Origin of the sequence: Streptomyces sp. SID4985 (assembly GCF_009863025.1) — a bacterium.
Classification (GTDB): Bacteria; Actinomycetota; Actinomycetes; order Streptomycetales; family Streptomycetaceae; genus Streptomyces.
Genome location: NZ_WWIR01000184.1, coordinates 1 through 22,914, shown reverse-complemented (window position 1 = coordinate 22,914; position 22,914 = coordinate 1). Strand labels below are relative to the sequence as shown.

General features: G+C 72.2%; 25 protein-coding genes. 12 read left to right on the top strand and 13 right to left on the bottom strand.

Features of this window, described 5'->3' with window-relative positions; all coding sequences use genetic code 11:
- The 4 genes from GTW40_RS07250 to GTW40_RS07240 all read left to right on the top strand — a co-directional run.
- The coding region (locus GTW40_RS07250; protein WP_161179329.1) for a WS/DGAT domain-containing protein at nucleotides 1-510 on the top strand (510 nt) is incomplete at its 5' end.
- A 134-nt stretch (nucleotides 511-644) separates the two neighbouring features.
- A complete protein-coding gene (locus tag GTW40_RS07245) occupies nucleotides 645-2,162 on the top strand; it encodes an SDR family NAD(P)-dependent oxidoreductase (RefSeq protein WP_161179328.1) in 1,518 nt (505 codons plus the stop codon).
- 217 nt (nucleotides 2,163-2,379) lie between these two features.
- Nucleotides 2,380-2,553: a hypothetical protein gene (locus GTW40_RS32535; protein WP_018549338.1), complete on the top strand. Its 174-nt coding sequence runs from the start codon at nucleotides 2,380-2,382 to the stop codon at nucleotides 2,551-2,553.
- Nucleotides 2,554-2,606: 53 nt separating this feature from the next.
- Entirely contained in the window at nucleotides 2,607-3,089 is a 483-nt protein-coding gene (locus GTW40_RS07240) for a GNAT family N-acetyltransferase (RefSeq protein WP_161179327.1), read from the top strand.
- 22 nt (nucleotides 3,090-3,111) lie between these two features.
- On the opposite strand, the gene GTW40_RS07235 is transcribed toward GTW40_RS07240, so the two are convergent.
- Complete coding sequence (locus GTW40_RS07235; protein WP_161179326.1) at nucleotides 3,112-4,458, bottom strand: amidase; 1,347 nt, start codon at nucleotides 4,456-4,458, stop codon at nucleotides 3,112-3,114.
- A 108-nt stretch (nucleotides 4,459-4,566) separates the two neighbouring features.
- Complete coding sequence (locus tag GTW40_RS07230; RefSeq protein WP_161179325.1) at nucleotides 4,567-5,979, bottom strand: lipase maturation factor family protein; 1,413 nt, start codon at nucleotides 5,977-5,979, stop codon at nucleotides 4,567-4,569.
- Nucleotides 5,980-6,133: 154 nt separating this feature from the next.
- Between GTW40_RS07230 and GTW40_RS07225 the strand changes: the two genes are divergently transcribed.
- Entirely contained in the window at nucleotides 6,134-8,224 is a 2,091-nt protein-coding gene (locus GTW40_RS07225) for a SpoIIE family protein phosphatase (protein ID WP_161179324.1), read from the top strand.
- 63 nt (nucleotides 8,225-8,287) lie between these two features.
- Nucleotides 8,288-9,151 carry an Fpg/Nei family DNA glycosylase gene (locus GTW40_RS07220; RefSeq protein ID WP_161179323.1) on the top strand — a complete coding sequence of 288 codons (864 nt, stop codon included), beginning with the start codon at nucleotides 8,288-8,290 and terminating at the stop codon, nucleotides 9,149-9,151.
- A gap of 23 nt (nucleotides 9,152-9,174) precedes the next feature.
- Here the strand turns inward: GTW40_RS07220 and GTW40_RS07215 are convergent, their stop codons facing one another.
- The 4 genes from GTW40_RS07215 to GTW40_RS07200 all read right to left on the bottom strand — a co-directional run bounded on the left by GTW40_RS07215 (nucleotide 9,175) and on the right by GTW40_RS07200 (nucleotide 11,616).
- Nucleotides 9,175-9,831: a zf-HC2 domain-containing protein gene (locus GTW40_RS07215; RefSeq protein ID WP_161179322.1), complete on the bottom strand. Its 657-nt coding sequence runs from the start codon at nucleotides 9,829-9,831 to the stop codon at nucleotides 9,175-9,177.
- Between the two features lie 202 nt (nucleotides 9,832-10,033).
- Complete coding sequence (locus tag GTW40_RS07210; protein WP_161179321.1) at nucleotides 10,034-10,513, bottom strand: hypothetical protein; 480 nt, start codon at nucleotides 10,511-10,513, stop codon at nucleotides 10,034-10,036.
- On the bottom strand, nucleotides 10,510-10,827 hold the full coding sequence (locus tag GTW40_RS07205; protein ID WP_161179320.1) for a hypothetical protein: 318 nt from the start codon (nucleotides 10,825-10,827) through the stop codon (nucleotides 10,510-10,512). Before GTW40_RS07205 ends, GTW40_RS07210 begins: the two co-directional genes overlap by 4 nt.
- Before the next feature lie 99 nt (nucleotides 10,828-10,926).
- A complete protein-coding gene (locus tag GTW40_RS07200) occupies nucleotides 10,927-11,616 on the bottom strand; it encodes a DJ-1/PfpI family protein (protein ID WP_161179319.1) in 690 nt (229 codons plus the stop codon).
- Nucleotides 11,617-11,836: 220 nt separating this feature from the next.
- Between GTW40_RS07200 and GTW40_RS07195 the strand changes: the two genes are divergently transcribed.
- Complete coding sequence (locus GTW40_RS07195) at nucleotides 11,837-12,775, top strand: helix-turn-helix domain-containing protein (RefSeq protein ID WP_161179318.1); 939 nt, start codon at nucleotides 11,837-11,839, stop codon at nucleotides 12,773-12,775.
- 53 nt (nucleotides 12,776-12,828) lie between these two features.
- Nucleotides 12,829-13,548 (top strand): hypothetical protein, encoded by a 720-nt coding sequence (locus GTW40_RS07190; RefSeq protein ID WP_202485527.1) that lies wholly within the window; start codon nucleotides 12,829-12,831, stop codon nucleotides 13,546-13,548.
- Nucleotides 13,549-13,550: 2 nt separating this feature from the next.
- On the opposite strand, the gene GTW40_RS07185 is transcribed toward GTW40_RS07190, so the two are convergent.
- Complete coding sequence (locus tag GTW40_RS07185) at nucleotides 13,551-14,510, bottom strand: alpha/beta fold hydrolase (protein WP_161179317.1); 960 nt, start codon at nucleotides 14,508-14,510, stop codon at nucleotides 13,551-13,553.
- A gap of 139 nt (nucleotides 14,511-14,649) precedes the next feature.
- Between GTW40_RS07185 and GTW40_RS07180 the strand changes: the two genes are divergently transcribed.
- Nucleotides 14,650-15,246: a TetR/AcrR family transcriptional regulator gene (locus GTW40_RS07180; RefSeq protein ID WP_161179316.1), complete on the top strand. Its 597-nt coding sequence runs from the start codon at nucleotides 14,650-14,652 to the stop codon at nucleotides 15,244-15,246.
- A gap of 42 nt (nucleotides 15,247-15,288) precedes the next feature.
- A complete protein-coding gene (locus tag GTW40_RS07175; RefSeq protein WP_161179315.1) occupies nucleotides 15,289-15,723 on the top strand; it encodes a hypothetical protein in 435 nt (144 codons plus the stop codon).
- A 492-nt stretch (nucleotides 15,724-16,215) separates the two neighbouring features.
- Here the strand turns inward: GTW40_RS07175 and GTW40_RS33000 are convergent, their stop codons facing one another.
- From GTW40_RS33000 to GTW40_RS07160, 3 genes are all read right to left on the bottom strand, one after another.
- Entirely contained in the window at nucleotides 16,216-16,398 is a 183-nt protein-coding gene (locus GTW40_RS33000) for a hypothetical protein (protein ID WP_237525379.1), read from the bottom strand.
- A 315-nt stretch (nucleotides 16,399-16,713) separates the two neighbouring features.
- Nucleotides 16,714-17,220: a hypothetical protein gene (locus GTW40_RS07165; protein WP_161179313.1), complete on the bottom strand. Its 507-nt coding sequence runs from the start codon at nucleotides 17,218-17,220 to the stop codon at nucleotides 16,714-16,716.
- 138 nt (nucleotides 17,221-17,358) lie between these two features.
- Nucleotides 17,359-17,907, bottom strand: coding sequence for a sigma-70 family RNA polymerase sigma factor (locus GTW40_RS07160; RefSeq protein WP_161179312.1), 549 nt, complete (start codon nucleotides 17,905-17,907; stop codon nucleotides 17,359-17,361).
- 256 nt (nucleotides 17,908-18,163) lie between these two features.
- Here GTW40_RS07160 and GTW40_RS07155 point away from each other — a divergent pair, with 256 nt between their 5' ends.
- Entirely contained in the window at nucleotides 18,164-19,336 is a 1,173-nt protein-coding gene (locus GTW40_RS07155; protein ID WP_161179311.1) for a CapA family protein, read from the top strand.
- A 7-nt stretch (nucleotides 19,337-19,343) separates the two neighbouring features.
- Here GTW40_RS07155 and GTW40_RS07150 read toward each other — a convergent pair whose 3' ends face one another.
- Entirely contained in the window at nucleotides 19,344-20,777 is a 1,434-nt protein-coding gene (locus tag GTW40_RS07150; RefSeq protein ID WP_161179310.1) for an amino acid permease, read from the bottom strand.
- Nucleotides 20,778-20,917: 140 nt separating this feature from the next.
- Nucleotides 20,918-21,388, bottom strand: coding sequence for a universal stress protein (locus tag GTW40_RS07145; RefSeq protein WP_161179309.1), 471 nt, complete (start codon nucleotides 21,386-21,388; stop codon nucleotides 20,918-20,920).
- A gap of 173 nt (nucleotides 21,389-21,561) precedes the next feature.
- Here GTW40_RS07145 and GTW40_RS07140 point away from each other — a divergent pair, with 173 nt between their 5' ends.
- Nucleotides 21,562-22,395 (top strand): polysaccharide deacetylase family protein, encoded by an 834-nt coding sequence (locus tag GTW40_RS07140; protein WP_161179308.1) that lies wholly within the window; start codon nucleotides 21,562-21,564, stop codon nucleotides 22,393-22,395.
- A 31-nt stretch (nucleotides 22,396-22,426) separates the two neighbouring features.
- Here the strand turns inward: GTW40_RS07140 and GTW40_RS07135 are convergent.
- On the bottom strand, nucleotides 22,427-22,914 hold a 488-nt coding region (locus GTW40_RS07135), incomplete at its 5' end, for a class F sortase (protein ID WP_161179307.1).

The following is a 22,914-nucleotide window of genomic DNA, read 5'->3' as shown; positions in this document are numbered from 1 at the left end:
GCGCTCATCCCCGTCTCCCGGCGCCGCCCGCGCACCGCCCACCCACAGGGCAACCGGCTCTCCGGGTACTTGATACGGCTTCCGGTCGGCGACCCCGATCCGCTGGGGCGCCTGGACTCGGTGCGCACCGCGATGCTGCGCAACAAGGACGCGGGCCCCCACCGGGGCGCCGGTGCCGTCGCCCTGCTCGCGGACCACGTGCCCGCGCTCGGACACCGGCTCGGCGGCCCGCTGGTCGGCCAGGCGGCCCGGCTCTGGTTCGACATCCTCGTCACCAGCGTGCCCCTGCCCGGCATCGGCCTGAAGCTCGGCGGCCACCAGCTCACGGAGGTCTATCCGCTCGCCCCGCTGGCCCCCGGCCAGTCCCTCGCGGTAGCGATCTCGACCTACCGGGGCCGCGTCCACTACGGCCTCGTCGCGGACGCCCGCGCGGTGCCCGACCTGGACCTTCTCGCCCGAGCGCTCACGGACGAGACGGCCGCGCTGATCGCCGCCTGCGAGGTCTGCTGAGCACGGCCCGGGAGAGATGGGTCACCGGTCCCGGCCGCGGTTTGGTTCCGGGGCCGGGCGCTCCGTAAAATTCCCCGTTCGACAGCGTGCGCCATTCCGGGCGCCGCTCGGGTGATCAGGGAAGCGGCAGCGCGATGACGGTGACAGAGGACGGCGCGGCGTCCATGGGCTCGGTGTCCACGGAGGCCGTCGACGAGGTGGTCCACGGACCGGGGATCGACCCGGAGCGCCTGGCCGTCTGCCTGAGCGTGCTGGAGGAGCTGGACCGGATCGACGTGGACCACCCCGACGCGATCGCGGTGCGCCGGGCCACCTCGCACATCTACCGCACGGTCAAGCAGCGCCGCCGCCAGGAGCGCCGCGCCGCCAAGACCGCGCACGACCGCGCCGTGACCGAGGCCACCGCCACCGGCTCCGCCGAGCGCATCGACGACGAGACCGAGGGCATCCTGCCCACCTCCAAGGTCGAGGCGGGCCGTATCGCGGGCATACTCCAGCGCCCGCGCTCCTGCTACACCTGCAAGACCCGCTACGTCGAGGTCGACTACTTCTACCACCAGCTCTGTCCCGACTGCGCCCGGCTGAACCGCGAGAAGCGCGACGCCCGCGCCGACCTCACCGGCAAGCGCGCCCTGCTCACCGGCGGCCGCGCCAAGATCGGCATGTACATCGCGCTGCGCCTGCTGCGCGACGGCGCGCACACCACGGTCACCACGCGCTTCCCCAAGGACGCCATCCGCCGCTTCAAGGCGATGGAGGACTCGGCGGACTGGATGCACCGCCTGGAGGTCGTCGGCATCGACCTGCGCGACCCCGCCCAGGCCGTGGCCCTCGCCGACCAGGTCGCCGACGCGGGCCCGCTGGACATCCTCGTCAACAACGCGACGCAGACCGTGCGCCGGCTGCCCTCCGCCTACGCCGCCCTGGTCGACGGCGAGAGCGCGCCGCTGCCCGCCGGTGAGCTGCCCGCCCACCACGTCATCGGCGCCTTCAACTCCGGCGCCGTGGACGGCCTGGCCGCGCTGCCCATCGGCACCAGCGGCATCGAGGCCCAGAAGGTCGCCGACCTCGCCCTGGTCGCGGGCAACGCGAGCATCGCCCGGCACCTGGACGGCACCGCCATCGACGCGGGCGGCCTGCTCCCCGACGTGGTCGACACCAACACCTGGGTGCAGACCATCGAGCAGATCTCCCCGGTGGAGCTGCTCGAGACCCAGCTGTGCAACTACACGGCGCCGTTCATCCTGATCAGCAAGCTCCGCCCGAGCATGGCCGAGGCCGCGAAGAAGGCGGCGAGCGGACGCGCGTACGTCGTGAACGTCTCCGCCATGGAGGGCGTCTTCGCCCGTGGCTACAAGGGCGCGGGCCACCCCAACACCAACGCCGCCAAGGCCGCGATGAACATGGTGACGCGCACCAGCGGCCAGGAGATGTTCGACGCCGACCGCATCCTGATGACCTCGGTCGACACCGGCTGGATCACCGACGAGCGCCCGCACTTCGACAAGCTCCGCCTCGCCGAGGAGGGCTTCCACGCCCCGCTCGACCTGATCGACGGCGCCGCGCGTGTATACGACCCGATCGTGCGCGGCGAGCACGGCGACGACCTGTACGGCGTCTTCATGAAGGACTACGCGCCCGGCAAGTGGTGAACCGCACCGGCACCGCGTGACGGTCCGTAGGCCGAGTGGGTGAACCCGGCGGACGGTCACGCGGTGCGCGTGTCATGAAATCGCAACACATCGTGGGGTATTGAGGTCCGGGCGACCCGCAATGCTTACGTCTTGTTTGCACTCACTGTCGAGCGCGGCCCCGCTCATTTGGTTAACCTGAACGGAGAGGGGCGACCCGACACAGAGGGAGTGCGCGGTGACACCGGAGAAGACGAATCGCGAACAGGGCCCCGACGAACGCCCGGAGCGGACCCGACGCAGGCCCGGAGAACTCGGCAGCCTCGACGTATGGGCCCGCTCCGCCCCGATCCGCCTGGCCGGCTACGAGGACGACCTCGCCGAGCCGCACATCCTGCCCAGCGTGGACTGACCCCGAGCACACCGTTGTGATCGCCTTTGTGTGGGCGTGACACACTCGCGCCCATGCAGATCAGAGAAGCCGTGGCCGCCGACTGGCCGCGGATCTGGCCGTTCTGGCACCGGATCGTCGCCGCCGGGGAGACCTACACCTGGGACCCCGGCACCACCGAGGAAGCGGCCCGGCGACTGTGGACCGCCCCGCCCCGCCGGGTCTACGTCGCCGAGGACGCGGACGGAACCCTCACCGGCTCCGCCTACCTCACCCCGAACTACGGCGGCCCCGCCGAGGGCATCGCCAACGCCGCCTTCATGGTCGACCCCGCCCACACCGGACGCGGTGTCGGCCGCGCCCTCGCCGAACACGTCCTCGCCGAGGCGCGGGCCCACGGCTTCCGCGCGATGGTCTTCAACGCCGTCGTGGAGACCAACCCCGCCGTCCGCCTGTGGACCGCCCTCGGCTTCACCGTCCTCGGCACGGTCCCGGACGCCTTCGAGCACCCCCGGCACGGCCGGGTCGGCCTGCACATCATGTACCGGGCGCTCTGAGGCGTACCGGGACTTCTGACGTCTACGACTCCAGCGGCGCCGTGCGCGGCCAGGGCAGCAGCCGCTCCAACTCCTCTGCCACCGCCAGCAGTACGCGCTCGCTGCCCGGACGGCCCACCAACTGCACCGCGCACGGGGCACCCGAGGACAGCCTGCCGAAAGGCACCGACATCGCGGGCCAACCGGTCAGGTTCCAGGCCGGGGTGAAGGGCGAACAGGCGCTGTTCACCGCGAGGTTGGCCGCCCAGCCGCGCTCGTGCCAGGCGTCGGCCTTCGGGCCGCGCCGGGCCAGCGCCGGGGTCAGCAGCACATCGTGCTCGGCGAAGAACGGCTCCAGCCGCTCCCGCAGCCGCCTCCGCGCCTCCCCGCCGCGCGCCGAGTCGACGAAGCGGCGGCCGACGGCGGCATGCGTCCGGGTGCGCGGGGCGAGCAGCGTCTTGTCCAGCTCCGCCGCGTCCACCGCCGTACCCGCCGTCCAGGTGCGCAGCGCGGTCACGCCGAGGTCGAGCGGGTAGGGCGGCTCGGCGTGCTCCACCGTGTGGCCCGCCCCGCCCAGCAGCTCGGCGGCCCGCCGCACCGCCGCGGTGTACGCCCCGTTCACGGGGATCCCGGCCAGGGGGCTGCGCAGCCCCACCGCGATCCGGCGCGGCGCGGGCTCGGCAGGACCGGTGAACTCCGTGTCCGCGAGGACCGACAGCATCAGCCGCAGATCCTCGGTCGTGGTCGCCAGGGGACCGTTCTCGGACATCCCGAACCAGTCGCCGTTGCCGATCCCGGCCGGTACGACCCCGTGCCCCGGCTTCAGCGTGACCAGACCGCAGTGCGCGGCCGGGATGCGCAGCGAGCCCATGCCGTCGTTGCCCACCGCGAGCGGCACCAGGCCCGCCGCCACCGCCGCCGCGCTGCCCCCGGAGGAGCCGCCCGCTGTACGCGTGAGGTCCCACGGGTTGCGGGCGATGCCGTACACGCTGTCGGAGGTGCCGAAGACGCACAGCTCCGGCACGTTCGTCAGGCCCACGACCACCGCGCCCGCCGCCCGCAGCCGGGCCACCGTCACATGGTCCTCGGCGGCCGGGGTGTCCGGGGTCGCCGCGGAGCCGTTGCGGACCGACTCGCCGCGCACGGACAGGTTGTCCTTGATCGCCACCGGCACACCCGCGAGCGGCAGCCGGTCCAGATCGCCCCGGGCCGCGACCTCGTCCGCCTCCGCGAGCGCGGCCTCGGCCCGCACCGCGCGGAAGGCGCCCACCCGCCCGTCGAGCCGTTCGATCCGCGCGAGATGGTCGGCGACCACCTCACGGGGTGTGGCGCGCTTCTCGCGCACGGCGGCGGCGATCTCGGCGGCGCTGCGGCCTGCCCAGTCGTTCACGGACGCTCCTCGTCATGTCCCGCGCACCCGACGCTGGGCACGCAGGGGCCACTGTGCACGCTCGCGTGCCCCGCGTCGAGAGCCCGGCGGTGCCTCACACGCGCGGAATCACCCGCTCCCTATGAGCCGCGTCGGCGGCAGATAGTCCCGCACGTACGACCGTTCCCAGCACGCGCCGGTCGCCTTGAGTTCCCGCCAGTCGGTGTACCGGTAGCGGAAGAGCCGGGCGCGGATGTGGCGGGGCGGGGCCTCGGGCGGGAAGGGGGAGCGGCGCAGCAGGCGCAGGGTGGCCCGGTCGCCCTCCAGGAGCCGTTCCACCAGGCCGCCGAACCACTCCCCGGCATAGCCCGGCGACAGCGCGGCGAACCACATCAGCCAGTCCAGGCGCAGATGGTACGGCGCGAACTGGCGCGGCCAGTGGCGCAGGTCGCCCGGCTTGCCCCGGAACTCGTACGCCCGCCAGTCGGAGTCCTCCCGGGGCGGATCGTCGTAGGTGCCCTCGACCACCACCTCGTACCGCACCCGGCCCACGCTGCCGAACGCGCCGTAGGTGTTGACCAGGTGCAGCGGGTCGTAGGAGCGGTTCATGACCTGGCGGCGGGAGACCATGTTCAGCACCGGGCGGTGGCTCAGGAAGAGCAGGCCCGCGCCGACCGCGAGGACCAGGACCTCGTACCAGAGCGGCGCCGGGGGCACGGAGGGCGCGTCCGTGGGGAGGAGCAGCGCGGAGAACGCGAGCACGATGGTGATCCAGTTCAGCCAGGCGAAGTTGCCGGACAGCACCAGCCACAGCTGGGTCACGATCATCAGCGCGGCGGCGGCCGAGGCGATCGGCTGCGGGGTGAACAGCAGGAAGGGGACGACGAGTTGGGTGAAGTGGTTGGCCGCCACCTCCACCCGGTGCAGCGGTTTCGGCAGATGGTGGAAGAACCAGCTCAGCGGGCCCGGCATCGGCTGGGTCTCGTGGTGGTAGTAGAGGCAGGTCAGGTCGCGCCAGCACCGGTCGCCGCGGATCTTGATCAGCCCGGCCCCGAACTCCACCCGGAACAGCACCCAGCGCAGCAGGAACAGCACCACGATCGGGGGCGCCACCTCGTCGTTGCCGAGGAAGGCCGCGAGGAAGCCGACCTCAAGGAGCAGCGACTCCCAGCCGAACGCGTACCAGGTCTGGCCGACGTTCACGATCGACAGGTACAGCGCCCACGGCACCAGCCACAGCAGCACCCCGGCCCACAGCGGCAGCAGCGAGTCCGCCCCGGCGATCAGCGCCGCCGACACCGCGCAGCCCGCCCACGCGCACCCGGCGAAGAAGCGGTCCGAGTAGTGCAGCTGGAACAGGCTCGGTGCCCGGCGGAAGCGCGTGCGCGCCAGATACCGGGGGATCGGCGTCATCCCGCGCTCGCCGAGCAGCGCCCGGAACTGGAGGGCCGCCGTCAGGAACGCCACGAGGTACAGCCCGGCAAGCCCCCGCTGGAACACCAGGCGGCTCAGCCAGTACCCGGGTGCGGTGAACCAGTCCACGACGCTCCTGCCTCCCGCGCGGCCGCTCGGAACGCGGCCGCTCCGGACACGGCCGCTCGACGCCCGCCACTCCATGTACCGCGCGCCCCGGCACGGCTAACCGGACGCCTGTGCAGCACTCGAAGAATCCGCCGATTGCTGGCAAGGTGGCTCCATGGCTGAACGGGGAGCGAGTGCCCTGTCACTCCCGGAGGACTCGCCCGCCCACCCGGACACGATCCTGGCGCTCAACGGCATGGGCACCTTCGACTGGGACCTGGACGCGGGTCTCTTCCACATGGACGCCCGCGCCCACGAGGTCTTCGACCTGCTCCCCGAGGAGTACGACGGCCGCCTGGAGTCCCTGGCCGCGCGGATGCCGCCGCCCGAGGCCGCCCATCTCGACGCCGTGGTGGCCCGCGCCATCAAGGACGGCAGCGAGCACTACGGCACCTACTTCCGCATCCGCCGCCGCGACGGCGGCTACCGCTGGACCCACAGCCAGGGCGCCATCCGCCGCGACGGCACCGGACGCCCGCACCGGGTCGTCGGCATCGTCCGCGACGCCACCCGGGAACTCGCCGAGAGCCCCGTCCATGGGCCGCGCACCCTGCGCGACGAGGCGTTCCGCCGCCAGACCAACGTCGTCCAGGTCATCACCGCCGCCCTCGCCCACGCCCGCAGCGTCCACGACGTGATCGACGTGCTCAAGGACACCCACGGCATCCGGCACCTCGGCGTGGCCAGCGTGGTCATGGGCCTGGTGGAGGCCGGGCGCATCCGGCTGGTCGCCGAGGGGCTGGCCGGGAGCTTCGTGCCCGGCACCCGGATCACCCGGATCGACGAGCCGTACCCGATGAGCGAGGTCGTCCGCACGCTCGCCCCGCGCTTCATCGAGTCCCCGGAGGAGTTCGCCGACGGCTACCCCATCCTCTGGCCGCACCTCACCGGACTGCACATCACCTCCGCGGCCTACCTCCCGCTGATCGCCCAGGGCCGCCCCATCGGCGCCCTCGGCCTGCTCTACAGCGACCGGCGCGGCTTCTCCGCCGAGGAGCGGGCCGTCCTCGTCGCGCTCGGCAGCAGCATCGCGCAGAGCCTGCAGCGCGCCATGCTCTACGAGCAGGACAAGGACCTCGCCCAGAACCTCCAGCAGGCGATGCTGCCCCGCACCATCCCCAGCGTGCGCGGCGCCGAGGTGGCCGTGCGCTACCGCTCGGCGGCCCTCGGCCGCGACATCGGCGGCGACTGGTACGACCTGATCCCGCTGCCCGGCGGCCGCGTCGGCGCGGTCATCGGCGACGTCCAGGGCCACGACACCCACGCCGCCGCCGTCATGGGCCAGCTGCGGATCGTGCTGCGCGCCTACGCCGCCGAGGGGCACACCCCGGCCGCGGTGATGGCCCGCGCCTCCGTCTTCCTGCACGAACTCGACACCGACCGGTTCGCGACCTGCCTCTACGCCCAGGCCGACCTGTCCACCGGCGTCGTCCAGATGGTCCGCGCGGGCCACCTCGACCCGCTCCTGCGCTACTCCGACGGCACCTGCCGCCGCGTCCCCGTCGAGGGCGGGCTGCCGCTCGGCCTGTCCGCCGAGTTCGGCCGTCTGGAGTACCCGATCACCACCCTGGAACTCGACCCAGGGCGCACCCTGGTCCTGTGCACGGACGGCCTGGTCGAACAGCCCGGCGTCGACCTCGACGACGGGATGCGCGCCCTCGCCTCCGCCGTCGCCGCCGGACCCCAGGACGTCCGCGAACTCGCCGCGCGGCTGATCGGCATGGCCGAGGAGCGCGGCGGCGAGGACGACGTGGCCCTGCTGCTCCTCCGGCGCCGCGTCCCCGAGACACCCCTCGCGGGCGGCCGGCTCCGCCGTCATGTCGCCCCCGGCGACCCCGAGGCCCTTTCCCGCGCCCGCCACATGATCCGCACCGCCGTTCGCGCCTGGGGCGCCCGCGAGCGCGCCGACGACATCGAGCTCGTCACCGACGAACTGGTCACCAACGTCCTCATGCACACGGAGGGCTCGGCGGCCGTGACCCTCCGGGTCCTCGACGGCCCGGAACGCAAGCTCCGCGTCGAGGTCGAGGACTCCTCCAGCGCCCTGCCCCGGCGGCGCGAGGCGGGCGCGGAGGGCGTCTCCGGACGCGGGCTGCTGCTGGTGGAGCTGCTGGCCGACCGGTGGGGAGTGGAGGCGCGGGGCGGGGGCAAGGCGGTGTGGTGCGAGTTCGAGGTGCGGGAGGAAGGGGAGGGCGGGGAGGGCTGACGTACGGTCGTCTCCGTCACGTGTCCGCCTGGCGCTGTCGGCACCGGATGGCACCCTGGACGTATGCCGGAACTGCCCGAGGTGGAAGCGCTCAGGGACTTCCTCGCCGAACACCTGGCGGGACGCCGGGTGGTGCGCGTCCTGCCGGTGGCGATCAGCGTCCTGAAGACGTACGACCCGCCCCCCGCCGCCGTGGAGGGCGCGGAGATCACCGCCGTACGCCGGTACGGCAAGTTCCTGGACCTGGAGACGGACGGCGGCCTCCATGTGATCACCCATCTGGCCCGCGCGGGCTGGCTCCAGTGGCGCGACCGGCTGCCGGACGGCCCGCCGCGCCCGGGCAAAGGGCCGCTGGCGCTGCGCGTGGCCCTGGACACGGGGGAGGGCTTCGACCTGACCGAGGCGGGTACGCAGAAGCGGCTCGCGGTGTACGTCGTCCGCGACCCGGCCGAGGTGCCCGGCATCGCCCGTCTTGGCCCCGATCCACTGGCCGACGGCTTCGACGAGGAACGCCTGTCCGCGCTGCTCAAGGGCGAGCGGCGGCAGCTCAAGGGCGCGTTGCGGGACCAGTCACTGATCGCCGGGGTCGGCAACGCCTACAGCGACGAGATCCTGCACGCCGCGAAGATGTCCCCGTTCAAGCTGGCGGCCTCGCTGACGCCCGAGGAGACGTCCCGGCTGTACGAGGCGCTGCGCACGACCCTCACCGAGGCGGTGGAGCGGTCGCGGGGGGTTGCCGCCGGGCGGCTGAAGGCGGAGAAGAAGAGCGGGTTGCGCGTCCACGGCCGGACCGGCGAACCGTGCCCGGTGTGCGGGGACACGATCCGCGAGGTCTCCTTCAGCGACTCCTCGCTCCAGTACTGCCCGACGTGCCAGACGGGCGGGAAGCCGCTGGCCGACCGGAGGCTGTCACGGCTGCTGAAGTGAGAGCTGTCTTTGCATGGCGGATGTCAGTGGGCCGGAAGCGTCACCAGGCGCTGTCCGTCCGAGGTGCGCACGTCGTAGTGGTCGATGTCGTCGGGGCTCATCGAGGACCCGGCGGTCGTGGACGTCGTACCGCTCTCGTGCGCCCCGACGCTCCAGCCGCCCACCGCCTGCTCCGAACCGTCCCGCCCGACCACGAAGAGACGGCACGAATGCGGCCCGGAGGAGTCGCGCACCTTCACGCTCAACCCGCTGCCCCAGTCCGCGTCTTCGGCCGTGACCTGCGCCCACACACCGGTGCTCGGGTCGGTGGCCGCCGTAACTCTCGCCTCCGGCGCGGCACTTGACCCCAGCTGGAGCGCCAGCGCCGATCCGGCGACCGCCAGCACGACGGAGGCGGCGAGGCCGTACAGGAACCGACGCCGGTTCGCCCGGCGCCGTACGCCGATCTCACCGAGCAGCCGCTCCAGCAGCCGGGGACCGGGTTGCGCGAGCGGCGGCACGAACTGCGGTGTAGCCTGCCGGAACAGCATCAACTGCCGTGCGGTGGGCCCGAATTCGGTCGCCCGTGCCGCGCACTGGGGACACTCCACGAGATGGTCCTCGAAGCGGAAGGCATCCGCCTCGTCCAGCACGCCGAGCGCATAAGCGCCGACGTCGCGATGCCTTTCCAGGGACCTCATGCCGAAACCTCGTGCCGGTGGGTGCGGGTGGGGGGTTACTCGTTGCACCCATCCGTACGCAGAGCACGGCCGAATCACTCAAGCCACACCCAGAATCACGGCGAAGAGATTCGGAGCGGATGGGCGTTCGGATTGGTGCGATTTCCGGTCCGTTTCGGGAGCGGGGCAAAGGCCCTGGTCAGGGCGGGGAAACGGGTCATGGTCACGCCCCCGTGGTGGAGCCGGGGCGGATGATCATCAGTACGGTGACCGTGGCCCACAGCAGGTTGAAGATGCCGGTGAGCATGGCAAGGCGGCCTGGAGACACGGGAGTTGACGAGAGCAGGGCGGCGTCCGTCTCGTCGTCCAGCGCATCCTCCTGGGCGGGCAGGATCAGCAAGGCCAGGATTCCGGCGGCCGCCGCGGTCAGCAGGATCGAGACGATCAGCCAGGCGTCGCCGAGCACGCCGAGACTGCTCGCCGTGGCGAATCCGAAGAGGGGAACGGCGACGCCGATGCCCGCGTAGACGCGGCAGATGCGGTGCAGTGTCCGCAGGGTCGTCCGGGCCTCGGTGTCGCCGCCGCCGTCGCCGTTGCCGAGGGCGCGGCGCAGTGTCGCGGGGAACATGCTCGCGGCGACGGTGACCGGTCCGACGGCGACGAGAGCGGCCAGGACATGCAGCGAGAGAAGGAGCTTGGTCACGCCTGGTACTCCAGTCCGGGCCGACGCTCGCCGGTGACCTTCGAGGACGGAAGGCGGCCCGCGCGGGAGACGCCCCGGAGGGTGTCGCCGTCGACCGTCACGTCGAACGCCAGATTCAGCCGCAGGGGCTTGGTGACGGCTTGCCTCCAGGTGAGCCGGTCGCCGTCGACGGTGATGTCGTCGAGCGGTACCTCCTCGCCGGTTCCGTGGGCGACGCCGGTCAGGACGCCGTCCCGCTCACGGAGTTCGACCACGGCCTCGATTCTGCCGATGGGGGTGGAGACGGTGAGGCGCCAGGTGCCTTCGACGGACATGCCGGTGTTCCTTCGGACGGTGCGGGGTGGATGGGGCGGTCGGTCCGCGAGGGGCCGAGCGCGTTCAGAAGTGGCAGACGTTCAGAGGACGGTGGGCGTTCAGAGGGTGGTGGGCGTCGGGCCCTGGGCCCGCCAGACGGTGCCGCGCCGCTCGTGGGCGAAGAGCTCTTCGACGGCGTGCGCGATCCGGGGGCCCACCTCGCGCTCCAGCAGATACAGACCCAGGTCGAGCCCGGAGGTGACACCGGCGCCGGTGATCAGGTCGCCGTCGTCCACGACGCGGGCGCGGACCGCGTGGGCGCCGGTGGCGTCCAGCAGGTCGAAGCCCAGGTGATGGGTGGTGGCGTGCCGTCCCTCCAGCAGGCCCGCCATGGCCAGGACGAGCGAGCCGCCGCAGACGCTGGCGACGGTGATGTCCGGGTCGTCCATGGCCTCCTTGAGGAGCGCGGGGAGCCCGGTGGTCAGGGTGCGGCCCAGCAGCACCGGGACGAATCCGTCCCGCTCCCGCTCGCCGGTGCCCACCTCTCCCTCCGGGACCTCGCCGGGTTCGCCCACGCGGCCGGAGGCGCCGGGCACCAGGATCACGTCCGCGCGTTCGAGGTCGAGGGCGCCGGTCGCGCGCAGTGCCAGTCCTCCGGTGCCGCCGATCACCTCACGGGGGCCCTCCGCGGAGACCAGCTCGACGGTCACCGCACCGTCCGAGGCCGAGCCGCCCGCGTACAGCACCTCGTAGGGGGCGATGACATCGAGCGGATCGAAGCCGTCGAACAGCACAACCTGAACGTGCATGGAGGTTCCTTCGGGGTCGATTTCCCACGGACGCCTCGAAGTCAACCGGCTGTCGTCGTGATCGCCCAGTGGCACTGGTGCCAGGTTTCAACGGGATAGTGCCAAGGGCTTCCGGAAGGCCCGGAGCCGTGGTGATCCTGAGATCTCCGGTGCAGGACCGGAGTCCGTCGAGCCGGTGGAGAGATGCGTTCTCGCCACGGTGGAGAGGTACGTTCGCGCCATGCACACCGTCGCCGTTCTCGCACTCGACCAGGTGATCCCGTTCGACCTGTCCACCCCGGTCGAGGTCTTCTCCCGGACCCGGCTGCCCGACGGGCGCCCCGGCTACCAGGTACGGGTGTGCGCCGAGCGCGCCGAGATCGACGCCGGGGCCTTCTCCCTGCGCGCCCCCTGGGGACTGGAGGGCCTCCGGGGCGCGGACACGATCATCGTGCCGGGCATCGCCGAACCCACCGCCCCGCTCCCGCCCGCCGTACGGGACGCGCTGCGGTCGGCTGCCGCCGAGGGCACACGGATCGCCTCCATCTGCGTGGGCACCTTCCCGCTGGCCGCCACCGGGCTCCTCGACGGGCTGCGCGTCACGACCCACTGGCGCGCGGCCGCGCTCCTGGCCGCCACCCACCCGGCCCTCGACGTCGACCCGGACGTCCTCTACGTCGACAACGGCCAGTTCCTCACCTCGGCCGGCGCGGCCGCGGGCCTGGATCTGTGCCTGCACATGATCCGCCGCGACTACGGCTCGGCCGTCGCCGCCGATTCCGCCCGCCTGTCGGTGATGCCCCTCGAACGGGAGGGCGGGCAGGCCCAGTTCATCGTCCACGACCACTCGCCCACACCGCAGGGCTCCGAGCTGGAGGCGCTGCTCACCTGGCTGCGGGAGAACCTGGCCCGCGATCTCACCCTCGCCGACATCGCCGAGCGCGCCGGTACCAGCACCCGCACCCTGATCCGCCGCTTCCGCGACCAGACCGGCACCACCCCGCTGCAATGGCTCCACCGCGCCCGCATCCGCCAGGCCCAGCACCTGCTCGAAACCACGTCCCACTCCGTCGAACGCATCGGCCACCAGGTCGGCTTCAGCTCGCCGACCACCTTCCGCGACCGCTTCAAACGCACCACGGGTGTCAGCCCGCAGTCCTATCGCCGCACGTTCGCCTGACCTCGCGCCTTGCCGCCCCGCAGCACCGGGCGGGCGGCCCCTAGAGTGAGCGGATGATCGAACAGGATGAGCGGGATGGGCGGGATGAGCGGGCGGTGCTGCCCGCGTACGCGATCGAGGTCGGAACCGAGCCGTTGGCCGGTCCAGCGCGGAACTCGGTGGGCGGCTGGCCCTTCCTCGACGAGGGCCAGGAGTGGCCCGAGTGCTTCTGCGGCGAGCGGATGGCACTGTTCTTCCAGCTCGACATCCCCCTCGGCCTGGAACCTTTCGGCGGAGACCACCTGTTGGTCTTCCACTGCCGCGCGCACAACGACGCGTCGGACCCGCAGCTGGCCGACGGCCGTCTCGTGCCCCGGTACTGGGACGCTCCACAGCCGCCCTTTCCGGCTCCGTTCTGGCGCGTGCTGCTCCAGCGCCACGCGACGCTGCCGACGGCGGAGCCCGAACCGTCTCTGCGCGCCCTGCCGTTGACCCTGCGCCCCTTCGCGGACGACCCCGACGCGCGGGGGCTGGGGGCCCAGGAGTTCAAAGTGGGCGGTACGCCGTCCTGGGCGCAGTACCCCGAGTTCTACCGGTGCGCGTGCGGCGCCGACCTGGTGTACCTCTGCCAGGTGCCGGAGGGCATGGAATTCGCCGTCCACCCGGGCCTGCCGGAGCAGCCCTACAGCGTCGGCGCCGACACCTACGGGCTCTTCCTCGGCAACGAGAACTATCTGCTGGCCTGCCCGGCCCACTGCGACCCGGCCGCGGTGTGGCCGGTGAACCAGAACTGAACCTACTTGGATTCGACCCGTCCGACCGGGGTGGCGGCGGTCGTCAGCGCCTGGCACGCGGTTGTCCAGGAGTCGTCGCCCGGGGTGAGTCGGCCGCGAAGGTAGGCCGCGACGAGTCCTGCCAGGGCGGTGACCCGGGCGGGGTCCTCGTCCGTGGTCTCGGCGGCGTCGTATCCGGCGATCCCGCCGAGTCCGTGTTCCGCGCCGAACAGGGTGAGCAGGGTCTTGGGACCGGGGGCGAGGGTGTAGGGGTCGGCGTGCCAGTCCGGTCCCATGTCCGTGAAGTGCCGGGAGTCGTCCTTGTCGCCCGCGACGACCAGCGCGGGCGTGGTCATGGTCGAGAAGTCGACGGCCCCGATGATCGGCCACTGCTTCGCCATGGGGCCGTTGAACACCTCGCCTCCCCGGCCGGGCGCGGCGAGCAGTACGCCCGCCTTGATCCGGGGCTCGGCGAGGCGCACCACGTCCCCGGTGTCCGGGTCGGTGATCCTGGCCCCCAGCAGGAGGGCGGCGGTGAAGCCGCCGAGCGAGTGTCCGGCGACGGCGACCTTGGTGTGGTCGATCCGTCCCGCGAGCCGGGGCACGGTGCGCTCGATCACGTCGAGCCGGTCGAGGACGTGGGTCATGTCCTCGGCGCGGGAACGCCAGAAGTCGGGGGCGCCGGGTGCGTCGGAGACCAGGTGGGTCAGCGTCCGGGACGTGAGGTGGGTGGGCTGTACGACGACGAATCCATGAGCGGCCCAGAAGGTGGCGAGCGGCGCGTAGCCGTTGAGCGAGGAGAGGTTGTTCGAGGGGCCGTGGCCGTGGGAGAGGAGGAGGACGGGAAGGCCGGTTCCGGTCGCGGGTACGGAGACGCGCACCTGGAGGTCCACGGGGCGTCCGGGCGCCGGGAGGGTCACGGGGCTGAAGGACAGGACCGGTGCACCCGGGACGTCGGCGCCGGTTGCGGAGGATGTGCTCACGGTGGGGGATTCCTTTCGACGGGCATGCCGGTGAAGGCCGTCCCGTACCGGCTAAACTGAAACGGAACGACGCTCCACTTACTATCCGGAGCGCTGCTCCGTTTTGTCAATCGGCGTGGAAGGACGGAAGGACTACGTGATGGTCACCGGGAGCCCTGCGGAGGAGCCGCCGTCCCGAGGCAAGCGGGCCGACGCCCAGCGCAACCGGCAGGCGGTGCTCACCACCGCCGCCGAGGTGTTCGTCAGCTCCGGTGTCGACGCGCCGATCCGCCGGATCGCGGCCCGGGCGGGCGTCGGAATGGCCACGATCTACCGCCACTTCCCGACCCGGGCGGACCTCGTCACCGCCGTCTACCGGCATCAGATCGAGGCGTGCGCGGAAGCGGGCCCGACCCTGCTCGCCGCCGCCGACTCTCCGTTCGACGCCCTGTGCCAGTGGGTCGACCTCTTCGTCGACTTCCTCGTCACCAAGCACGGGCTCGCCGATGCCCTCCAGTCCGACAGCGACCGCTTCGCCGCCCTCCACACCTACTTCCTCGACCGCCTCCTGCCCGTCTGCGCCCACCTCCTCGACGCCGCGGCCGAATCCGGCGAGATCAGCCCCGGCACCCAGCCGTACGAGCTGCTGCGCGGCATCGGCAACCTCTGCGTGGGGCGCGAGAACGACCCCCGCTACGACCCCCGACGCCTGATCGCCCTGCTCCTGCAGGGGCTCCAGGGGGCCCGGCCGGCCTGACGGCGACACCCGCTCCCGCGCCGACTCCGGCACGATGTCCCGGTGAGCAACATCGTCAAGTTCTTCGCGGCGCCGGATGACACCTCGGCCGCTTCGGCGCTCCAGACCGGGCCGGGACGCGCCTTCGAGTCGCTCTCCTTCGGCAACTTCGACCCCGATGGAGCCGTCGTCGAGTGGGAATGCCTGCTCACCGACGGCGGCTTCGAGGAACTCGCCGACGCCGGTGAGCCGCGCATCGTCGCCGGTCAGGACGGTGACGGCTGCGTCGTCTTCGCGCTATCACCTCGCCTGTCCGCCGCACTCGCCGATACCGGGCACTCCGGGTCGCGCGACATCGCGGCGTCGTGGGTCGCGCTGCGCGCCGAGGACGGCGAGGCCATCGGGGCGGAGATCGCCGATGCGATCGTGGGCGAGCCGGCGGCTCTCGCGAGACGTGCCCGGCGCCGGGGCGATGGGGTCTACTGCTGGGTTGCGTAGGCGGGGTTCGAACAGCTCGGGGTTCGAACAGCTCTTGAGTGCCAGGATGTCGTCCCCGACCCGAGGAGGACGTGTCCGTGCGGCTCGAACCACACCCCGACGCCTTTCCCGCCGACCCGCCTACGGACCCCGACGACCCAGCCACTGTGGCGGCCCACGACTGGACCGCGTTCGAGCAGCTCGGCGAGGTCACCGATCACTGGCGGCGGCCTGGTTGGCAGCCCGGCGGCCGTGCGTACTACTGGTTGCTGACCATGCCCACCACCGAGTTCGGCGACCAGGTTCTCCGACTCCAGAGCGCCATCAGCCGCTTGCCCTACGACCCGATACCCGACGACGGCATACACCGCGTCGAAGGGTGCGATCCGTTACAGCGTCGCCCCCTGGACCCCGCTCCTCGCCCTGCACGCACATCTCGCCCAGGCAACCGCGGCCACCGGGGACCGGCCCGCTTCCTGATGACCTGTGGGGGCGGGTGGCCTGAATGACCGGTTAGTCGCCCATGAACCACAAATAGCTACCCGGCGTCGCCGCGCACGCCTCCAGGAGTTCCGCGAGGTCGAGCAGGGCCGCCTTCTGGCGCTCGTCGGCGCACCGCTGGGCCGGCGCGGTGGCTTCCTCGCGGGCGATCTGGGCCTCCTGTTCGTTGAACAGGGTGTCGCCGTACGGATCCACCCAGCCGAGCTTGCCCGAGCCGTGGCGGTCGAGGGGGCTGAGTGCTGTCGCCAGGGCTTCGCCGTGACGGTATGAGCCCCGGAGCAAGGTGTCCCGGGACGAGCCTTTTCGTCGGGGTCGGCCCGAGTGCAGTTCCAGTTCGATTCCCACGGTCTTCCCCTGTGCCTTGAAGGTGGCTCACATCGGATACGACAGCAGCCGCACCGCCCCGTCGCACATGGGCGTGTGATCCATCCCGGCATGATCGTCTCGCCTGCCGTTCTCCGGCCGGTCGGGGGTGCCTGAAACGGCCGACTCGGCGGCAGGCGCAGTCGGTCAGAACAGGTGGATCGCCAGGTGCCCGAGTGGGAGCCCCAGTCGCCATGCCGGTGTCCACACCTTCGGGCCGTCGTCCTCCCCGAAGGGCGCCGTGCGGCCCGGTACCGCGTCCAGGTCCGGTGCGAGAAGTTCCGTTTCTTCCAGCCAGCGCCAGGCCGAGGTGGCCAGGGCGAGGTCGGGGGAGGGGCCGGTGGACTCCGTGGTCAGGGCGGTCAGGCGGTCGTGGACCCAGTCCCGCCAGAGATGGTCGTAGGCCGTGAGGGAGAGCCAGTGCTCCAGGTGGGAGACCACGCGGACGCAGGAGAGTTCGCCGTCGGTGTCGGAGAGGAAGACGGTGAGGGCGAGGGCGTCGCGGCCCGCGCGGAACTCGAAGGACGTGGGTGGCATCAGATCGCCGGTGCGCAGCAGCTCGTCGGCGATGTACTCGGCGTACAACCAGGCCATGGGGACGGTGAGTTCGCCGCCGCCGGTGTCGCCCGTGTGCTCGTGACCTCTGTGCAGCATCCCTGCCTGCCTTCCTCCGGTGCGTGCGTACGTGTCGCCCGAACCCGGCCCCCGCCCGGAACACGGATGAGGACAGCTCATGGCCCCGGCACCGGTCACGGCAAGGCGCTTTGCCGAGACTTGACCCGGCATCCGGTTTCAGTGCGGATCGGTCGCGTATCCGGGCAGCACGCGGCGCAGGGCGCGGAGCGCGTAGTAGGCGCGGGACTTCACCGTACCGGCCGGTATCCCCAGGATCTCGGCGGCTTCCGCCACGCTCGCACCGCGGAAGTACACGAGTATCAGGACGTCACGGTGCTCGGGTGTGAGAGTCTTCACGGCCTGCCGTACGTCCAGTGCCGCGGCGGCGCGCTCCGCGTGGTCGGCGGTGACGCGCGCGGTCTCCGGGACCTCGTCCACGATCTCCGGCGGCCGGGCCCTGCGGGCGCGCCGGGCGTCTATGGCGAGCCGCCGGGCGACCGTCAGCAGCCAGGGCCGTACGGACTCGAACTCGGCCGCGCGCAGCGCCTCGGGATGCTGCCACGCCCGTACCAGCGTCTCCTGCACGAGATCCTCGGCACGCTGGCGGTCCCCGTCGCTCAGCCGGAGGAGCAGAGCGAACAGGGGGCGGCCGTGCTCGCGCTGGAGCGTGGCCAGTTCGTGCTCGGCGGTCGTCGTCCCGGGTGCGGTGGAGGTCACGGCCGTCATGGCCGTATGGCAGCGCAGGGCGCGGGTGGGGGACAGGGCGCGCGCAGGGTTGTGCGACGGGCGGTCGATTCCGTCGGTGAACGGTCGGACGAGCGGTCGCCCCCCGGCTCCAGGGCCCCGCCGCCCCCGCCCCGCATGGGCCGATCGGGGCTCCCGGCGCACGCGCCCGGGGAGTCCCCTTCGTCCTCGCCCACCCCTCATGGCTTCATCTGTCAATACGACAATTCCGGCTATGTGACCACGCAGGGGTGAGTCGATGATCCGACGCAAGCACCAGGTGGCCCTGGCGCTCACCGCCGTCCTCGCGGCGGCGGCCGCCTGTCAGAACCAGGAGCGGGGCGCCCCGGCCGCCGGACAGCAGGCGCCGTCCGCGGGCAAGGGCTTCACCCTCGTCGCCTCGGGCAGCATCGTGCCGCACGCCACCGTCGCGGACCGGGCGGGCTTCGACGCGAGCGGCAACAACAACGGCGACAACGGAAACAGCGGCAACAGCAACGGCGGCGGCTACGACTTCGGCCCCATGCTCGCCGCCGTGGAACCCGCCGTCTCCGACGCGGACCTGGCGCTCTGCCGTCTCGACCCGGTGCCCGGTGACGACACCGACCCCGCCGCCGCTTCCCTGCCGCAGCTCGCCCGCGCGCTCGCGGCCACCGGCTACGACAGCTGCGCGACCGCCGCCGCCGACGCCCTCGTCGACCCCTCCGGCGTCCCGCGCACCCTGAACGCCCTGGACGCCGCCGGGCTCCGGCACGCCGGTACCGCGCGGACCCAGGCCGAGGCGGGTACGACGCCGCTGCTCCAGGCGGGCCCGGCCAAGGTCGCGCAGCTGTCGTACACCTACGACCCCGGGCAGCGGGCCGGTGACAGCCCCGAGTGGACCGTCGCCGCGCTCAACGAGCAGCGGGTGATCGCCGGGGCGCGCGCCGCGCGGAAGGCCGGTGCCGATGTGGTCGTCCTGTCCCTGGACTGGGGCGACGGCTGGCAGGACGGCCCCAACGACGCGGTGACCGCCCTCGCCAAACGGCTGACCGCCTCCAAGACCGGCGGCCGCCCGGACGTCGACCTGATCCTCGGCTCCGACGGCCACCTCCCGCAGGCGTACGGCAAGGTCAACGGGACCTGGGTGGTCTACGGCGGCGGCGACCAGATCGGCCCCGGCGCGACCGGTGCCCAGGGCGTAGGGGACTGGCGCGGCGGCGAGTCCACCACCGCCCGCTTCACCTTCGTACCGCCCGCCAAGCGGGGCGGCCGCTGGGAGGTCAGCCGGGCCGAGTTCCTGCCCCAGTTCTACGACCAGGACTCCGGCCGCCTCCAGGACGTCAACGCCGCGATCGCCCACGGCGCCGACCTCGCCGGGGTGCGCGACCGGATCAAGGACGCGGCGCTCGGCGGCGGGGGCGCCAAGGCGGGGCTGACCATGGCGCCCTGAGCCGGACTCACTCCCGCCGCTCCGGCGCAGGCTCGCCCGCCAGCGTCGAGCGGCGGTAGGAGTAGCCGAAGTAGATCACGCAGCCGATGAGGAACCAGATGGCGAACCGCACCCAGGTCTGCCACGCCAGGAACGTGATCAGCCAGATGGAGAAGACCACGCCCAGCGCGGGCACGAACGGCATCCACGGTGTGCGGAACGCGCGCGGCAGCTCCGGGCGCTTGTAGCGCAGCACGATCACCGCCACGCACACCACCACGAACGCGAGCAGGATGCCGATGTTGGTCAGCTCGGCGGCCTCGCCGATCGGCACGAACCCGGCGATGGCCGCGGAGCCGAAGCCGACGATCCAGGTCACCCGGGTCGGCACGTGCCGGGTCGGGTGGGTCTTGGCGAACCAGCGGGGGAGCAGTCCGTCGCGGGACATCGAGAACCACACCCGGGTCACGCCGAGCATGAACGTGAACATCACCGTGAGGATGCCGATGATCGCGCCCACCGCGATCACGTTCGCGAGCCCGCTCAGCCCGACGGAGTCGAACGCCGAGGAGAAGCCGCTCTCCGGGTCGATGTCCTTGTAGTTCTGCATCCCCGTCAGGACCAGGCACGCGGCCACGTACAACACCATGGAGATGACCAGCGAGTAGATGATCGCCTTCGGCATGTGCCGCTGCGCGTCCTTGGACTCCTCGGCGGCCGTGGACATCGCGTCGTAGCCGAACACCGCGAAGAAGACGGTCGCGGCACCCGTGAACGCGCCGCTGATGCCGAACGGGAAGAACGGGTGGTAGTTCGCGGTGTTGATGTGGAACACGCCCACCCCGATCACCAGCAGCACCACCAGCACCTTGAGCACGACCACGATCGTCTCGAACCGGGCCGCGCTGCGGATGCCGAGCGTGAGCAGCCAGGCGATCAGCAGACAGAGCAGCGCGGCGAACAGGTCCACGCGGTGCCCGGCTCCGGTGCCGGGCGCGCCGAGCATCCACGCGGGCAGATCGCCGCCCAGCTGCTCCACCAGGAAGCCGAAGTAGCCGGAGATGCCGATGGCGACCACCGCCACGATCGCGGTGTACTCCAGGAGCAGGTCCCAGCCGATGAACCAGCCCGCGAACTCGCCGAGCACCGCGTAGCCGTAGGTGTAGGCCGAGCCCGCCTTCGGGATCAGCCCGGCGAACTCGGCGTACGACAGCGCCGCGCAGGCGCTCGCCGCACCGGCGATCAGGAAGGAGACGAGGACGGCGGGACCGGCCGTGCCGTTGGCCACCGTCCCGGCCAGTGTGAAGATGCCCGCGCCGATGATGCCGCCCACGCCGATCGCGGTGAGCTGCCACAGCCCGAGCGAGCGTTCGAGACCGCCGCTCTCGGCCGCCTCCGACTCGTCGATGTGCTCAATGGGTTTGCGACGGAGAATCCCCTCACCCGCACGGATCTTGGCCACACGCCTCACCTCTTCCCCGACGGCAAACGGCTGACGGCGGATCATGATGACTCAGCCCCGCCGGGGAGGGAAGACGCCACGCACGGGCCACCGGACCTGGTCCGCGCGAGCGTCCGCCACGGCCGTGTCCGACTGTCCGGCTACGGCACGACCGTCACCGGCCAGCGCCCTGCCTTGACCAGCCGTACCGCCACCGAGCCGATGATGCGGTGCCCCGCCTGCTCGGAGGCGCCCACCACCACCGCGTCCGCCTTCAGCTCGTCGGCGGCGCGCACCAGGCCGTTGTACGGGTCGCCGCGGAAGGTGTGGAACTCCCAGCGCACCTCGAATATCCCCTTCACGCGCTCGGCCGCCGCCCTGATCTGCGCGATCAGGTCCTCGGCGATCTCGTCGGTCGTCTCCGCCACCGGCGCCCCGAGCGCTGCCCCGGCCGCGAGCACCGGCTGTACGTACACGACCGCGAGGAGTGCGCCCTGGCGCCGCGCGAGGCCGCCCGCGTACGCCGCGGCCCGCAGCGAGGAGTCGGAGCCGTCCACCCCGACCAGGATGACCTTGGGTCCGTCGGTACCCCGCTCGAACTGATGCGCGTTCTCCGCGTGCTGTTCCCTCACGCGGGCGAGGCTATCGAAACCACTCCCGAGTACAAGCGGCACGTCCGCGCCATGTTCAGCTCGTCGTATTCGTCATACCGCTGGACGCGATTTCCTGGGCCGAGCGGGTGGAATCGCCGGGTCCCGCGGTGTCGATGGGGCGGCCACGCGTCGGGCGGGGCGACTGATGGGTCATGCAGAAGTATCGGTTGTTCACACGGCGTCGGCTGCTGCTCGGTTCGGCCGCCGCGCTCGGGGCCGCCGGGACCGGGGGTCTCCTTCTGGGGCGCGGCGGCGAGAAGCCCGCCGCCACCGCCCCCCTCGCCGGACCGCAGGCGCGCCAGGCCCTCAAGCCCTCCGCCTTCCGGCTCCAGCCCCTCGCCGGCTACGGCGCCCCGCACTCCGCCCCCGCCAAACCGCGAGTCCGCCACGCGCCTTTCGTGCGCATCTCCACCCGGGGCCGGCAGATGATGCTGACCTTCGACGACGGGCCCCACCCGGACTACACCCCGCACATCCTGGACACCCTCGCCAAGTACGACGTGCGCGCCATGTTCTTCGTGTGCGGCGAGATGGCCGTCCAGAACAAGGAACTCCTCGCCCGCATGGCCGAGGCGGGACACGTGGTCGGCAACCACACCTGGACCCATCCGCTCCTCACCCAGCTCCGCCGCACGGACATCCGCGACGAGATGGCGCGCACCTGCGACGTGATCCAGGACGCCTACGGCGACCGCCCGCAGTGGTTTCGCGCCCCCTACGGCGCCTGGAACCGCGCCACCTTCCAGCTGGAGGCCGAGCTGGGCATGGAGCCCATGGCCTGGACCCACGACACCACCGACTGGATGACCCCCGGCACCCGCACCGTGATCGACCGGGTGGAGAAGAACGCCGCCCCCGGTGTCGTGATCCTCTCCCACGACGCCGGGGGCGACCGGACCCAGAGCGTCCAGGCGATCCGCGAGTACCTGCCCTATCTGCTCGACCAGGGCTACCACCTCACCGTCCCGCCCCGCCGCAGGGCCTGAGCGGGACCGCGCCCGCCCGGCCGCCGCCGGTTCAGCCGACCGTGGCCAGGCGGGCGAAGACGACCACGTTGCCGTCGTAGCCGTTCTGTTTGGTGAAGCCGCCGCCGCAGGTGATCACCCGCAGCTCCGGCGTGCCCTTCGAGCCGTAGACCCGGTCGCCGGGGAACTTGCTCTTCTCGAAGACCTCGACGCCGTAGATCTCGAAGACCGCCGTGCGCCCGTCCTGGCGGTCCACCTCGACCCGGTCGCCCTTCTTCAGCGCGCCGAGCCCGTAGAACACGGCGGGGCCGCGCTGGTTGTCGACATGGCCGACGACCACGGCGGTGCCCTGCTCGCCGGGGGAGACCGCGCCGGTGAACCAGCCCGCGAGATTGGTGTCCTCCGGCGGCGGCGCGCCCACCGCGCCGTCCGCGTCCAGACCGACCGGGGTGACGGGCGCGTCGACCCGGATGGCGGGGATGCGCACCCGGTCCGGCGCGGAGAACGCGAGCGGGGCGGCCGCCGGGGCCGCGGAGCCCG